At 57.2% G+C, this 13,935-nt stretch carries 13 protein-coding genes; 11 read left to right on the forward strand and 2 right to left on the reverse strand.

Annotation, left to right across the window (positions count from 1 at the left end; translation table 11 throughout):
• The first annotated feature begins 34 nt into the window (after window positions 1-34).
• The 4 genes from ACR0NW_RS10365 to ACR0NW_RS10380 are packed head-to-tail and all read left to right on the forward strand — an operon-like array spanning window position 35 to window position 5,063.
• Complete coding sequence (locus ACR0NW_RS10365; protein ID WP_480791666.1) at window positions 35-1,579, forward strand: acyl-CoA carboxylase subunit beta; 1,545 nt, start codon at window positions 35-37, stop codon at window positions 1,577-1,579.
• Between the two features lie 8 nt (window positions 1,580-1,587).
• Window positions 1,588-3,570 carry an acetyl/propionyl/methylcrotonyl-CoA carboxylase subunit alpha gene (locus ACR0NW_RS10370; RefSeq protein ID WP_480791667.1) on the forward strand — a complete coding sequence of 661 codons (1,983 nt, stop codon included), beginning with the start codon at window positions 1,588-1,590 and terminating at the stop codon, window positions 3,568-3,570.
• 3 nt (window positions 3,571-3,573) lie between these two features.
• Complete coding sequence (locus tag ACR0NW_RS10375) at window positions 3,574-4,029, forward strand: MaoC family dehydratase (protein ID WP_480791668.1); 456 nt, start codon at window positions 3,574-3,576, stop codon at window positions 4,027-4,029.
• Window positions 4,026-5,063 (forward strand): CaiB/BaiF CoA transferase family protein, encoded by a 1,038-nt coding sequence (locus tag ACR0NW_RS10380; protein WP_480791669.1) that lies wholly within the window; start codon window positions 4,026-4,028, stop codon window positions 5,061-5,063. Before ACR0NW_RS10375 ends, ACR0NW_RS10380 begins: the two co-directional genes overlap by 4 nt.
• A 274-nt stretch (window positions 5,064-5,337) precedes the next feature.
• Here ACR0NW_RS10380 and ACR0NW_RS10385 read toward each other — a convergent pair whose 3' ends face one another.
• Together ACR0NW_RS10385 and sigZ are read right to left on the reverse strand one after the other, a co-directional pair.
• A complete protein-coding gene (locus ACR0NW_RS10385) occupies window positions 5,338-6,048 on the reverse strand; it encodes a glutathione S-transferase family protein (protein WP_480791670.1) in 711 nt (236 codons plus the stop codon).
• Window positions 6,049-6,147: 99 nt separating this feature from the next.
• On the reverse strand, window positions 6,148-6,690 hold the full coding sequence (gene sigZ, locus ACR0NW_RS10390) for an RNA polymerase sigma factor SigZ (RefSeq protein WP_480791671.1): 543 nt from the start codon (window positions 6,688-6,690) through the stop codon (window positions 6,148-6,150).
• Window positions 6,691-6,908: 218 nt separating this feature from the next.
• Here sigZ and ACR0NW_RS10395 point away from each other — a divergent pair, with 218 nt between their 5' ends.
• The 7 genes from ACR0NW_RS10395 to ACR0NW_RS10425 all read left to right on the forward strand — a co-directional run bounded on the left by ACR0NW_RS10395 (window position 6,909) and on the right by ACR0NW_RS10425 (window position 13,926).
• Window positions 6,909-7,109, forward strand: a complete 201-nt coding sequence (locus ACR0NW_RS10395) for a hypothetical protein (RefSeq protein WP_480791672.1) — start codon at window positions 6,909-6,911, stop codon at window positions 7,107-7,109.
• On the forward strand, window positions 7,106-7,498 hold the full coding sequence (locus ACR0NW_RS10400; RefSeq protein ID WP_480791673.1) for a hypothetical protein: 393 nt from the start codon (window positions 7,106-7,108) through the stop codon (window positions 7,496-7,498). The genes ACR0NW_RS10395 and ACR0NW_RS10400 overlap by 4 nt, the downstream gene beginning before the upstream one ends.
• A gap of 528 nt (window positions 7,499-8,026) precedes the next feature.
• Window positions 8,027-9,109 (forward strand): MHYT domain-containing protein, encoded by a 1,083-nt coding sequence (locus ACR0NW_RS10405; RefSeq protein ID WP_480791674.1) that lies wholly within the window; start codon window positions 8,027-8,029, stop codon window positions 9,107-9,109.
• Between the two features lie 140 nt (window positions 9,110-9,249).
• The gene (locus tag ACR0NW_RS10410) at window positions 9,250-10,083 is read left to right on the forward strand and encodes an FAD binding domain-containing protein (RefSeq protein WP_480791675.1); all 834 of its coding nucleotides are present in this window, start codon (window positions 9,250-9,252) and stop codon (window positions 10,081-10,083) included.
• 14 nt (window positions 10,084-10,097) lie between these two features.
• A complete protein-coding gene (locus tag ACR0NW_RS10415; protein WP_480791676.1) occupies window positions 10,098-10,592 on the forward strand; it encodes a (2Fe-2S)-binding protein in 495 nt (164 codons plus the stop codon).
• Window positions 10,589-13,006 (forward strand): aerobic carbon-monoxide dehydrogenase large subunit, encoded by a 2,418-nt coding sequence (locus ACR0NW_RS10420; RefSeq protein ID WP_480791677.1) that lies wholly within the window; start codon window positions 10,589-10,591, stop codon window positions 13,004-13,006. Before ACR0NW_RS10415 ends, ACR0NW_RS10420 begins: the two co-directional genes overlap by 4 nt.
• A 53-nt stretch (window positions 13,007-13,059) precedes the next feature.
• Window positions 13,060-13,926: an AAA family ATPase gene (locus tag ACR0NW_RS10425; RefSeq protein WP_480791678.1), complete on the forward strand. Its 867-nt coding sequence runs from the start codon at window positions 13,060-13,062 to the stop codon at window positions 13,924-13,926.
• Window positions 13,927-13,935: the final 9 nt, after the last annotated feature.

A 13,935-nucleotide genomic window follows, 5' to 3' on the forward strand; every position in this document is an offset into this window, starting at 1 on the left:
TTTACAACCCAAAATTAGAGCAAGGGATTCGACTATGACGGACATCACCGATCTGGTTGCCCAACTGAGGGAAAGGCACATGCATGCCTCACAAGGGGGCGGAGAGAAGTTCCGCGCCCGCCATAATGAGCGTGGCAAGCTGTTCGTGCGTGATCGGATCGAGATGATCCTCGATCCCCGAAGCGCGTTTCTGGAATTGTCCCCGCTTGCGGCGCATGGCCTGTACGGCGGTGAAGTACCCGGTGCCGGGATCGTTACGGGCATCGGTATGATCCATGGTTGCAGCTGCATGATTATCGCAAATGATGCGACCACTAAGGGTGGGTCCTTCTTTGCCGAAACCGTGCGCAAGCATTCCAGAGCGCAGGAAATTGCCCAGCAACATCGTTTGCCCTGCATCTACCTGGTGGATTGCGGCGGCGCTTTTCTACCTGAGCAGGATCGCGTCTTTCCCGACCAGGATCATTTCGGCGGCGGCTTCTGGCGTCAGTGCCAGATGTCGGCTGCAGGCATCCCGCAGATCTCGGTGGTTTTTGGCGGCTGCACTGCAGGTGGCGCCTACATACCCGCGCTCTCGGATCAGGTGATCTTGGTTAAGGGCACCGGGCGCATCCATCTGGGTGGTCCACCCATCGTCAAGGCCGCGATCAACGAAATTGTGGACGGCGAGACCCTTGGCGGGGCGGAAATGCACACGCAAGTCTCTGGTGTCAGTGACCATATTGCAGCGGATGAGGAAACCGCCCTGCAAAAGCTCCGCGAGATCATCGCCAATTTAGGTGACTGCCGCCGTATCACGCCTCCTTCTCAGGCCAGCTGTCCCCCTTCGCCTACCCACGGAGAAACTCAAGATCACGCCCCGGTTGATCTCAAACGCCCAATCGATATGCGCGCGCTGATCAAGACCATGGTGGACGGGTCGGAGTTCTCCGAGTTCAAACCGGATTACGGCAAAACCCTGATCACCGGCTTTGCGCACATTCATGGCTACCCCGTTGGCATCCTTGCCAATGACGGGGTGCTGTTTTCCGAAAGTTCGGTCAAGGGCGCGCATTTCATCGAGCTGTGCGATCAACGCCAGATTCCGTTGATTTTCCTACAAAATATCACTGGCTTCATGGTTGGTGCCGAGGCCGAACGCGGAGGCATCGCCAAGCACTCGGCCAAGCTGGTCTATGCGGTGTCCAACGCACGGGTGCCCAAATACACAGTGCTGGTTGGCGGTTCCTATGGCGCAGGCAACTACGGCATGTGCGGTCGAGGATTCCGCCCGCGTTTCCTGTTTTCATGGCCCAATGCCCGGATTGCCACAATGAGCCCGGACGTGGCCTCGACTGTCGTCACCGATCTGCGACGCGCCAGCTTGAAATCCCCTGCCACTGAAGAAGATATCTCCGAACTGGATACCCGCACTCGCGCCCAATTCGAAGAACAGTCCGACCCCTACTATGCCACCGCCCGGCTCTGGGATGACGGCATCATCGAACCCAACCAGACCCGCGACGTTCTTGGCCTCTGCATCGCCTTGGCGGCCGGGGAAGATCAGGATACAGGCCCGCGCCCGGTCTACAGAATGTGAGGCCCGACATGTTTGATAGCCTTCTTATCGCCAACCGCGGTGAAATCGCCTGCCGCATCATCAAAACCGCCCGAAAAATGGGTCTGCGCACCATTGCTGTCTACTCGGATGCGGACGCCGGGGCGTTGCATGTGCAGATGGCCGATCAGGCCGTGCATATCGGTCCCGCCGCAGCTGCTGATAGTTACCTGTGCACCGATCGCATTCTGGACGCTGCCCGAAAGACCGGTGCGCAGGCCATCCACCCTGGCTATGGCTTCCTGTCCGAGCAACCCGATCTGGTGCAAGGCTGTGCCGATATGGGCATTACTTGGGTAGGGCCGCATATTGCAGCGATCACCTCGATGGGCTCGAAGATCGAGGCGAAAATAATTGCCGAGGCCGCAGGCGTGCCCTGCATCCCCGGCTATGCCGGCGCCGATCAGTCCGATGACACCCTGATCGCAGCCGCCCGCGATATCGGGCTGCCTGTCATGGTCAAGGCCAGTGCTGGCGGCGGCGGCAAAGGAATGCGTGCGGTCTTTGATCAGGAAGAGCTTGCCGCCGCCATTTCAGCCGCCCGTACCGAGGCGAAACGGTCGTTCGGCGATGACCGGCTTCTGGTGGAAAAGCTTATCCAGAATCCGCGCCATATCGAGGTTCAACTCCTCGGCGACAAGCATGGGCACATGCTGCACCTGTTCGAACGCGATTGTTCGGTGCAGCGCAATCATCAGAAACTGCTGGAAGAAGCCCCCGCACCAAATTTGCGCGCCGACACCCGCGCAGCGCTTTACGAGGCCGCCACCGGGCTGGGCCGCAGGATCGATTATGACAGCGCCGGCACAGTTGAGTTCATCATTAATGCCGAAACCGAGGATTTCTATTTCCTTGAAATGAACACAAGACTTCAGGTTGAACACACGGTGACCGAGGAAATTACCGGGCTAGATCTGGTGGAGCAGCAATTGCGTGCCGCAGCAGGAGAGCCTCTTGCAATCACTCAAGATCAAGTCACGTGCTCCGGCCACGCTATCGAGGCCCGCCTGACCGCCGAAGATGCAAGCGATGGGTACCGGCCAGAGACAGGAATGATCCTGCACTGGTCGGTCAGCCCCGAGTTGCGCAGTGACAGTGGTATTCAGACCGGGTCCGTTATCGGGTCGAGCTATGATTCCATGGTGGCCAAGTTAATCGCGCACGGAAGCGATCGCGAAATGGCCTGTCAGAAACTCGCCAAGGGGTTGGAGCACCTGGAAGTGGCAGGTCTGAAGACCACACGCTTATTCCTGCGTGATGCTATTCTGCGCGAACGGTTCCTTTCCGGTCGTGCCACAACCGACTTCCTGCCGCAAGAATGGCCTGACGGCTGGCAACCAGAGGAAAATGAAAGCCTGACCCTTGCGGCACTTGCATTGCATGTTCAGCCGAAACTGGCGACCTCTCCTTGGCAGAATGTCCAAGGGTTCCGCCTGTTGCAAGCCGCCGGACATCCGGCGCGAACCACCTATCTGGATGCGCAGGACCCCACACAGCGCGTGACGCTTGCGGACACGCCCGAAGGGATCTTGGTTACACGGGATGGCCGTTCGGAAACGGCTCAGGCGGTTTGGAGCGATCCACATACACTGACCGTCGTCCGGGACGGTGTTCAAGATCGAATTGGCGCAGTGATTTGCGGGGAAGTTGTCCATCTCTGGGGGCGGAATTTCGATGCTACGCATCAGGCCGTCATGCTGGGGGATTTCAACGCCACGCGACAGGAAGACGTTGCTGCATCTCCCGACCACATCACGGCACCGATGCCCGGACTGATCGTCGAGCTGCGCGCCGAACTGGGGGCAGAGGTGGCCGAGGGGGACACGCTTGTGGTGATGGAATCCATGAAGCTTTTGATGGAGTTGAAGGCCAACACCGCGGGCACGGTTGCGGGCATCCAGACAGAAGCAGGCAAGACCGTGGAGGCGGGTTCATTGCTTGTTCGACTTAATCTGACAGACGTGGAGGGCTAACCCATGGCCGGACTTTGGTTCGAAGAGTTTACCCAGGGAATGGTGATCGACCATGCGATCACCCGCACGATCACCGAGGCGGACAACATGTTTTTTTGCTCGCTCACCTACAACTCGCAACCCCTTCATATCGACCGCCACTTTGCAGAGAAAACCGAGTTCGGTAAGCCATTGGTGAATTCGCTGTTTACCCTTGGTGCGATGATCGGCATGTCGGTCAATGAAACCACACTTGGCACGACCATCGCCAATCTGGGCATGAGTGATGTTTCCTTCCCTGCACCGGTCTTTCATGGCGACACGCTTCGTATCCAGACCACGGTCGAAAGCTCCCGGGAAAGCGGTTCCCGGCCTGATGCAGGGATCGTGAATTTCTTACATGAAGCACGCAATCAGGATGGCGTTCTGGTCGCCAGCTGCAAGCGTGTGGCCTTCATGCGCAAAAGGCCAGCAACATGACCGTGGTCCAACCTCTGGCTGGGCTGAAGGTTCTGGAATTCGACGCCATCGGCCCGGTACCCTTTTGCGGCATGATGCTGGCCGATCACGGAGCAGAAGTCATCAGGATCACACGCCCCGGAGGGCAGCCGAATGGCGTAGATGTTGGCGACAGTGACATGCTGCTGCGCGGTCGCGCCGACGAGATACCCGTAGACCTGAAGTCAGAAACGGGACGCAACCGGGTGTGCGCCCTGCTTGCAAAGGTGGATGTCCTGTTGGAGGGGCACCGCCCCGGCGTCATGGAGCGATTGGGGCTTGGCCCCGAAACTTGTCATGAGGTAAATCCAGCTTTGGTCTATTGCCGTATCACGGGCTATGGGCAGAGCGGGCCGCTTGCTTTGCACCCCGGGCATGACATCAACTATATCGCCCAAACCGGCGCGCTGCACGCCATGGGGCCAGCGGATCAACCACCTTCACCCCCGCTCTCTCTGGTTGGCGATTTCGGTGGGGGCGGAATGCTGGGAGCGTTCGGTATAGTCGCTGCAGTTTTTGCTGCCCACACGACGGGTAAGGGATCTGTCGTCGATGCTGCCATGGTTGATGGCGCTGCCTTGTTGATGGCCCTGACTTACGGTTGGGCGAATGCGGGGGTCTGGCAACCAGGCCGAGAGGGCAACCTGCTTGATGGTGCCGCCCCGTTTTATCGTTGCTATCAGACCCGGGATGGCCGCTACATCGCAGCCGGGGCGATCGAGCCGAAATTCTACGCGGCCATGTGCGAGGCTCTGAACCTGATTGACCCTATTTTTTCCGACCAGATGAACCGGAAAAATTGGCCAGAGATGTGCAAGAAAGTTGCCAGCGCAATCGAGAGAATGAATTTGGACACTTTGCAGAGGGCAGTAGACACACCGGACGCCTGCCTCTCATGGGTGGTTCCAGTGGAAGAGGTCGGAAAGAGTGGCCATATGAAGTCTCGCCGGACAATTCTCCGAGATACCGGCTCGGTCTTCGTTTCTGCGGCACCTCGATTCACCCCGATAGAATGAATTAACTGATTGGGAGAAGTGAAACAGTAAACACTCAAACTGGTGCGAGCTGTTCAATGCAATGGCAGGTTTCGCCCTAATCAGCTTTCTTGCAGGCAGTAACCTGAAGGTCTGTTATGGGCCGCCCTCACCAAGAGCAAAGCGCTTGTCGATCGGATGCTGCGTTCGCTCCGAGGTCGGTAGTGAGCCCAGTCTTCTCCTTGAAGCGATCACAGCGAATGACGGCTTTCGAGAAAAAAGATGGGTCACCAAGATCGGTGACCCACTGATCTATTCATCCGCAGCAGCTTGCTGTCTTCGAGCGTTCTGCTGCCAAACTTGGCTCCGAGAAATCGGCGCCGCGGCCTAAAAACGTAAGATCCGACAGGTAGAATTCCGAGAACTTCTCTTCGAAGTCATCTGCCACAGATTTCGCATAGAGACCGGTCTCAGCAAGGGCGGACTGCCACGCTTGAACCTTCGGATAGTCGGCAAGGAAGTCGTATCCAGAATGCTCCCTGACAATTTGCGCCCGGTGCAATAGAGGAAGCCAGGCTATGTCCACATTTCCAAGCGTCTTCCCGTTGAAGAATGGGCCATCTCCCAGCTGCTTCTCGGCTTTCTCAAACGCCTTGGTCAGCTTGGCCTCACGGTCTGCAAGGACGGTCTGGTCTTTGCTTTGCATGGTGCTGCATTGAACCAGATAGTGTTTAGACGCCTGATAGCTCCATGCCCGATCTTTTGCGCGTTGGACCGGAGTAACGTCGCCCACGAGAGCCGGCGTCACCTCTTCGAGGTATTCAACGATGGCGTCGCTTTCAAAAAGCGCCTCGCCGTCTTCGGTGATCAGCATGGGAACCTGTCCGGTGGGAGAAATATCGAGAAACCACTGTGGTTTGTCGCTGAGGTTGATGAACTCGATGTCATATGGAACTCCTTTGGCTTCCAGTAACGCGGTCACACGCTGAACAAAGGGGCAAATTTTGAAACTCACGATTTTGATCATCGGTTTGTCCTTTCAATGTCGATGTCTATGAGTGAGACGCTCGGCATTCGAGAAAGACGAAGGTCGGATGAACTTTTTTAGTTGCACCGCTGAGCGGCCTTAGCAGGTATCGCACCCTCGCGACTTTCTGCTGTAATCCAATACTGATCCGTCGGCGGCAAAGGCGATGTCACAGCACTGATCAAAAAGTTTGCGCATTTCTTTCCGACTAGCCTGCACCCGCGACTTAAGCGTTGAGTAGCTAATGCCCAAACGCTCTGCATATTCCTTCTGAGATACACCCTCCAGTTCAACCGCGCGAAGAAGTTCTCCGGCCTCGCCGGGCAGTGCGTTCAGGAATGGCTCGACGCATCCTTCGAAGGCATGTTCGGCTACGGCGTCTTGCTGATCATACCAAAGGTCATCGGCCGAAATCGATGTTTCGTGTCTCTTCCGACGAAAGTGATCCATCAAGGCATTATTGGCGATCTGAAACAGCCAAGGCTTAATTTTGTCTTCGTTTTTCAGTGTGTGAAGGTTTCGAAACGTCTTCACCAAAGCGTCCTGTAGGACATCATCGACATCTGATGGATCGCGCAGTCGAGACAGCAGAAACGCCCGAAGAGATGACTGGTATTCTGCGACTACTGATTCCGCGTTCATATCTACACCTGCCGTTTTGCACTTTGTCTCTCGGTTTATCGCAGTGCACATCCATTGCTGACAAGTGATTGGCATGGGTTTCCTGCCAGCTTTGACCATTGGTTGGTGAATGCCAAACCTCTAATTCTGTTCTTGACTCTATTGTTACATTGGTACATTGGTAACAAATGACTTCAAGAGTAGAACGAACCCAAACTGGACTACGGATCGAGAAACGGTTGCTGAAAGTTCTCAAAGCTACTGCAGAGCATCTGGATATGTCGTTAGGCGATCTCGTTGAGGGTATCGCGCTGCACAGCTTTGAAAACAAACCACCATTCTCGCCGGAAACCATTAAGAAAATAGCGCAACTCAAGTCGGTGTATGACTTGGATTTGAGCGCGGAGGACAGTCACAAATTCAAGGAGGTCGACGATTGACCGAGACACCTGACATGGCCCCGATTACCGTCGCATTCGAAGCGCACGAGATTGATAACACGGCGTTTCACCACGCGGATCATGTTCGCGTGGCTTTCGATCTTCTTCGGAAATATGACTTTATCGATGCCGCCTCAATTTACGCGAAAGGCATCAGAACTTTGGCTACAATGGCCGGAGCACCAAGGAAATTCAATCTAACGATCACCTACGCCTTCATGAGCCTGATCGCTGAACGAATGGACAGTAATCCCAACGTAGATTTTGATGCGTTTGTTGCGGGCAACTCCGACCTCATGTCGAAGGACGTGCTAATGAAGTGGTATGACCGTGAAAGGCTCAACGCTGAGAAAGCTCGCTCAATCTTTCTTCTACCAAATGCTGCCTGAGCGATCGCTCTGGGCGCCACCAAAAGCAAAACTAGGCATTCAAAATCAACAAACGGATGACAGTTTTGCCCGCAATCTGCGAGTTAGCATGAACCTTGATCTCGCTCATGCAACGAATGTCTCTTCTGACGGGCCGCGTAGCAGCATCGCTGACCTGCGTTGATTGTCCGCTCAGGGCCACGAGCTGCCTCTTCCAGCCCGAAAAGGACTTCGCGCCAACTGGATATTTGCTCGGGCCTGGCCCTTACTCTACATCGTGATCGCCTGGATAGGTCGGTGGCAGTAGGAGGCAGGCAAAATGTCTGAAGGGGTGAAGCTTGCTTGGACGCAACTTGGATGGAATTTCCAGTAATCGCCACCTTTCATGCCTGGATCCGCTACCATTTTGAGCAAGAGCGATCCCTCTCTAGCCAGGACACTTTCGTGCAGACACGTTCCGCCGCTGCTGCAGTCCGGTCAGAGTAGATTGTGCCGGGAATTTCAGTTTGCTAACGTCAGGCACGCGCTGGGGAGGGCGGGTACACCTATATGTTGGACTATTCGCACAACGCTTGGCTTGTGGCGGCCTCTTTGGCCGTGGCGCTGATGGCCGGATTTACCGGCCTTTATCTGACGCATGGCGCGTCCCGGCTGGATAGCCAGCGCCGCAAGCTTGTCGTTGCTCTGGCTGCGGTCATTCTGGGCGGCGGTATCTGGTCGATGCATTTCGTTGCCATGCTGGGCCTGCAGCTGCCGATACTGTTTTATTACGACGCTCTGATAACTCTGATCTCCGCGCTTGTAGCGATCCTGATGGTTGGGCTGGCGCTGCTGTTACTGCATTTCCGTCCGCGTACGCCTCAGACGATGATCGGATCGGGGGTGATCGTGGGGCTGGGCATCGTGGTGATGCACTACATTGGTATGGCCGGAATGCAGCTATGCCGCCCCGTGTACAATGTTTTGGACGTAGCACTGGCGACGTTGGCCTCGGTGATCCTGTCGGTCGCGGCTATTTGGGTTGCTTATGGCAACCGCACGCAACGCAATATTCTGCTGGGCACAGTTTGCTTTGGTTTGGCCGTTTTCACTATGCACTTTGTGGCGACCAGTCTGACCGACTTTGTGGCAAGTGACACCGCTGGCGGTGCGGGGCCCGCGCTGGACAATCAGGTGTTGGCGATGGGCGTCACCGTTTCCGTTTTCCTGATCTGCGGAGCTTTTCTGCTAACCGGGATCTCGTTCATCGAACCGAAGGAAAAGTTGGTGCCCGAACGCCCGCTGGAACCTGCAACCCTGCGCGCCGGAGTTCCGTTCGAGCGTGAAGGCCAGACATATTTCACTGAGCCCGCCAGCATTGCCGCCATCCGGGCCGAGGGGCATTATACCGTTCTCTATATGGGTGCTGAAAAACTATTCTGTCCATGGTCGATCACCGAGGCTGAAAACCGCCTGAAACCGGACGGGTTTTTGCGCGCCCATCGCAGCTATCTGGTGAACCCCAAACACGTCTCTAGCTTTGAACGTCACAAGGACAACGGTACCTGTTATTTTGACGGGGTCGACGCGTTGACCAAAGTGCCGGTTAGCCGGTCCCGCCTGACGGACATTCGCGAGGCTCTAGGCCTCTGATCGCAGTTCGTGCAGCCTATTCGCATTTCGTGAAACAAGCCGCGCGACCTGTTCTCGACCGCTGGAAGCGTTAGGTCGTACGTTCTTTCCTACCTCGCAGGTTCCCCAAGGCATACCGCTCGGACCCAGGGAGGAAAAACATGATACCAGCCGGATTTGAGTATCACCGGCCAGGCGATATCGCCTCGGCCATTGGCATTCTACAAGAATATGGAGACGAAGCGCGCGTGATCGCGGGCGGTCACAGCCTGATCCCCATGATGAAGCTGCGCATGGCCGAGATGGGCCATTTGGTGGACCTTCAGGCGATTGACGAATTGAAAGGCATCGAGGTCGGATCCGACACCGTGACGCTTGGCGCGATGGTCACGCAGCATGAGTTGATCTCCCACGATGGTCTGGCTACCGCCATTCCGCTGATCCGCGAGGCTGCTTTGCAGATTGCGGACCCTCAGGTGCGTTACATGGGGACCGTAGGCGGCAACGTCGCAAACGGCGATCCGGGCAATGACATGCCCGGGCTGATGCAGTGCCTGAACGCAACGTTTGAGCTGTCCGGTCCGGATGGCACCCGCAGCGTCGCAGCCCGGGATTTCTACGAGGCCGCCTATTTCACCGCGCGTGAGGACGAGGAAATCCTGACCAGGATTTCGATCCCCGTGCCGGGTGCAGGTGTTGGCCAAGCCTATGAAAAGCAAAAGCGCAAGATCGGCGATTACGCGACGGCTGCGGCTGCGGTGATGGTCGGCAATGGCCAGGCTTCGGTCGCGATGACTAACCTGGCCGACACGCCAATCTGGTCCGACGAAGCGAGCGCACAGCTGGCCGGGGGCAACGTGGACGGTTGCGTTGCTGCGATGCTCGCCGCGATCGACCCGGTGGCCGACAACCGCGGTCCCGTCGAATTCAAAAAACACGTGGCCGCCGTAATGCTGCGCCGCGCCATCGACCGAGCGCAAAGCCGCGCGGGCTGAGGGGAGGAACACTTATGTCGAAGATGCACGTCAAACTCACCGTGAACGGCAAGCAGGTCGAAGGTCTGGCCGAGCCGCGCACGCTGCTGATCCACTTCCTGCGGGAAGACCTGAAAATCACCGGTCCTCACATCGGGTGCGAGACCAGCCATTGCGGTGCCTGCACCGTGGATATCGACGGTAAATCCGTAAAATCCTGTACAACCTTCGTGGCGCAGGTGAACGGCGCCGATATCACCACGGTCGAAGGGCTGACCAATGACGATGGCAGCCTCGGTGTATTGCAAGAGATGTTCCGTGAACATCATGGGCTGCAGTGCGGCTTTTGCACGCCGGGAATGATCACCCGCGCGCACCGCTTGCTGCAGGAAAACCCGAACCCGACCGAGGAAGAAATCCGCTTTGGCATGTCTGGGAACCTCTGCCGCTGCACCGGGTATCAGAACATCGTCAAGGCGATCTCGGCCTCGGCTGACATGCTGAACGCTCAGAAGGAGGCCGCGGAATGAACGATCAAACCATGACCCCCGAAGAACGCGCGGCCAATCTCAAAGGGTTGGGAAGCTCGCGCAAACGCGTCGAGGATGTGCGCTTTACCCAAGGCAAAGGTAACTATGTCGACGACATCAAGCTGGATGGAATGCTGTTCGGTGCTTTTGTCCGGTCGCCCTATGCCCACGCCCGTGTTGTCAGTGTGAACAAGGAAGCCGCACTGGCCGTGCCCGGTGTTGTTGCCGTGTTGACGGCCGAGGATCTGGCGCCGCTGGGTCTGCATTGGATGCCGACACTCGCCGGTGACAAGCAAATGGTGCTGGCCGATGGCAAGGTTCTGTTCCAGGGACAGGAAGTCGCCTATGTCGTCGCCGAAAATCGATACATCGCAGCGGATGCGGCAGAGCTGGTCGAGGTGGACTACGAAGAACTGCCAGTCCTGACCGATCCTTTCGAGGCGCTGAAATCCGATGTTGTCTTGCGCGAAGACCTTGCGGGTCAGACCGAGGGCGCCCATGGCCCGCGCAAGCATCACAACCATATCTTCACCTGGGAACAAGGCGACAAAGACGCGACCGAGGCCGTTTTGGGAGAAGCCGATGTCGTGGCCGAAGAGATGGTCTATTACCATCGGACCCACCCATGCCCGCTAGAGACCTGCGGCTGTGTAGCCTCGATGGATAAGGTCACCGGCAAGTTGACGCTGTATGGCACCTTCCAGGCCCCCCACGCGATCCGGACCGTTGTGTCGCTGATCTCAGGTCTAGCTGAGCATAATATACGGGTGATCAGCCCCGATATCGGTGGTGGCTTCGGTAACAAGGTTGGTGCCTATGCGGGCTACGTCTGCTCGGTTGTCGCCTCGATTGTCACCGGCCAGCCGGTGAAGTGGGTCGAGAACCGGATGGAAAACCTGATGTCCACCGCCTTTGCCCGCGATTACTGGATGCAGGGCAAGATCGCTGCGACCAAAGATGGCAAGATCACAGGTCTCTGGTGCCATACAACAGCGGATCATGGTGGATTTGACGCCTGTGCCGACCCGACCAAGTTCCCGGCCGGGTTCATGAACATCTGCACCGGGTCCTACGACATCCCGACCGCCTATTTGGCTGTAGACGGTGTCTACACCAACAAGGCTCCGGGCGGTGTTGCCTATCGTTGCTCGTTCCGGGTGACCGAGGCTGCCTATTTCATTGAACGGATGATCGAGGTTCTGGCCATCAAGCTGAACATGGACGCAGCCGAGCTGCGCCGGATCAACTTCATCAAGGCCGATCAGTTCCCGTATCAGTCCGCGCTGGGTTGGGAATATGACTCGGGCGATTATCACACTGCGTGGGATAAGGCGTTGAAGGCCGTGGACTATGAAGGTCTGCGGGCCGAACAGGCGCAACGGATTGAGGATTTCAAGGCAGGAAAGACCCGCAAACTGCTGGGAATTGGCCTGACGCATTTCACCGAAATCGTTGGGGCCGGACCCGTGAAGAACTGCGATATCCTTGGGTTGGGTATGTTCGACTCATGCGAAATCCGAATCCACCCAACAGGTTCCGCCATCGCGCGGCTGGGGACGATCAGCCAGGGTCAGGGTCATGCTACGACCTTTGCCCAGATCATCGCCAGCGAAATCGGCCTACCTGCCGATGACATCACTCTGGAGGAAGGTGACACAGACACCGCGCCCTATGGTCTTGGCACCTATGGGTCTCGGTCGACACCTGTGGCCGGTGCGGCAACGGCGATGGCCGCCCGTAAAATCCGCGCTAAGGCGCAGATGATCGCGGCTTACCTGCTTGAGGTCCATGACGACGACGTCGAATGGGACGTGGACCGGTTCTTAGTCAAAGGCGCGCCCGAACGGTTCAAGACCATGAAGGAAATCGCCTTTGCCGCCTACAATCAGGCAATCCCAGGGCTCGAACCCGGTCTTGAGGCTGTCAGCTATTATGACCCGCCGAATATGACTTACCCGTTCGGGGCCTATATTTGTGTCATGGAGATCGACGTGGATACCGGCGAATGGGACGTTCGGCAGTTCTATGCGCTGGACGATTGCGGTACTCGGATCAACCCGATGATCATCGAAGGACAGGTCCATGGTGGCGTGACCGAAGCGTTGGCCATCGCGATGGGTCAGGAAATTGCCTATGATGAGATGGGCAATGTGAAGACTGGTACCCTGATGGACTTCTTCCTGCCCACGGCATGGGAGACGCCCAACTACACCACCGATCACACGGTGACGCCATCTCCGCATCACCCGATCGGTGCCAAGGGCGTGGGCGAGAGCCCGAATGTCGGCGGTGTGCCCGCGTTCTCGAACGCGGTGCATGATGCATTCCGCCCATTTGGCCTTGTTCAGAGCCACATGCCGCATGACCACTGGCGCATCTGGAAGATCGCTAACGGTCTGGGAATGCACGGCTAAAAGGAAAAGCCGCCGCGCTGCATCCCGGCGCGGCGGCAATCCGGGAGAATGGCATGAGCTTGCAGGACATACAGCAAGGCCTCGCCGAGGTGGGCTATGTTGCCGACGACCGTTTGGCGATGGCGCTGCATCTGGCGCAGACACTTGGGCGCCCGCTGTTGCTGGAAGGGCCGGCTGGGGTTGGCAAAACCGAGGTCGCAAAGGCGTTGGCAGCGCAGCGCGCGGCGAGGTTGATCCGGTTGCAGTGCTATGAAGGGCTGGACGCCAGCCATGCGATTTATGAGTGGAACTACCAGCGCCAGTTGCTGGCCATCCGTGCAAGCGAAGCACAGGGTGGCACCAGCGAGGCCCAGCTTTTTACCGATGACTATCTGCTAAAGCGACCATTGTTGGAAGCAATCAGCGAAGAAGAGCCACCTGTTCTGCTGATCGATGAAATCGACCGCGCAGATGAGGAGTTTGAGGCCTATCTGCTCGAGATTTTGTCGGACTTTCAGATCACAATCCCCGAGCTTGGCACCATCAAGGCGCGTTCGCGGCCCATCGTGATCCTGACGGCGAATGGAACACGCGACCTTTCGGACGCGCTGCGGCGTCGTTGCCTGTATAGTTTCCTTGACTACCCATCGCGTGAAACGGAATTGGCAATCCTGAAAGCCCGCATGCCCGAAGTCGAAGGGCTGTTGGCGCGCCAGATTGTTGGCGTTGTGCAGGCGCTGCGCAAAGAAGACTTGGAGAAGACCCCTGGCATTGCCGAAATGTTGGACTGGGCGGCTGCCCTTTCGGGGCTGGGCGTAAACGACATGGCGCAGTCCCGCGAAGAGGTTCAGGCGACCCTTGTTTGCCTTCTGAAAACTGCAGCCGATTACGACGCTGCCCCGCCAGAGGTGACGGATCGTCTGATTGGAAAGGTGGCGTGATGCAGGTCA

The sequence above is a fragment of the Ruegeria sp. CF5 genome, assembly GCF_056537325.1.

What these genes read in the sequence shown, in the direction of transcription:
- ACR0NW_RS10365 (WP_480791666.1), top strand. Translation starts at nt 35, where the DNA reads ATGACGGACATCACCGATCTGGTTGCCCAACTGAGGGAAAGGCACATG.
- ACR0NW_RS10370 (WP_480791667.1), top strand. Translation starts at nt 1,588, where the DNA reads ATGTTTGATAGCCTTCTTATCGCCAACCGCGGTGAAATCGCCTGCCGC.
- ACR0NW_RS10375 (WP_480791668.1), top strand. Translation starts at nt 3,574, where the DNA reads ATGGCCGGACTTTGGTTCGAAGAGTTTACCCAGGGAATGGTGATCGAC.
- ACR0NW_RS10380 (WP_480791669.1), top strand. Translation starts at nt 4,026, where the DNA reads ATGACCGTGGTCCAACCTCTGGCTGGGCTGAAGGTTCTGGAATTCGAC.
- ACR0NW_RS10385 (WP_480791670.1), bottom strand. Translation starts at nt 6,048, where the DNA reads ATGATCAAAATCGTGAGTTTCAAAATTTGCCCCTTTGTTCAGCGTGTG.
- sigZ (WP_480791671.1), bottom strand. Translation starts at nt 6,690, where the DNA reads ATGAACGCGGAATCAGTAGTCGCAGAATACCAGTCATCTCTTCGGGCG.
- ACR0NW_RS10405 (WP_480791674.1), top strand. Translation starts at nt 8,027, where the DNA reads ATGTTGGACTATTCGCACAACGCTTGGCTTGTGGCGGCCTCTTTGGCC.
- ACR0NW_RS10410 (WP_480791675.1), top strand. Translation starts at nt 9,250, where the DNA reads ATGATACCAGCCGGATTTGAGTATCACCGGCCAGGCGATATCGCCTCG.
- ACR0NW_RS10415 (WP_480791676.1), top strand. Translation starts at nt 10,098, where the DNA reads ATGTCGAAGATGCACGTCAAACTCACCGTGAACGGCAAGCAGGTCGAA.
- ACR0NW_RS10420 (WP_480791677.1), top strand. Translation starts at nt 10,589, where the DNA reads ATGAACGATCAAACCATGACCCCCGAAGAACGCGCGGCCAATCTCAAA.
- ACR0NW_RS10425 (WP_480791678.1), top strand. Translation starts at nt 13,060, where the DNA reads ATGAGCTTGCAGGACATACAGCAAGGCCTCGCCGAGGTGGGCTATGTT.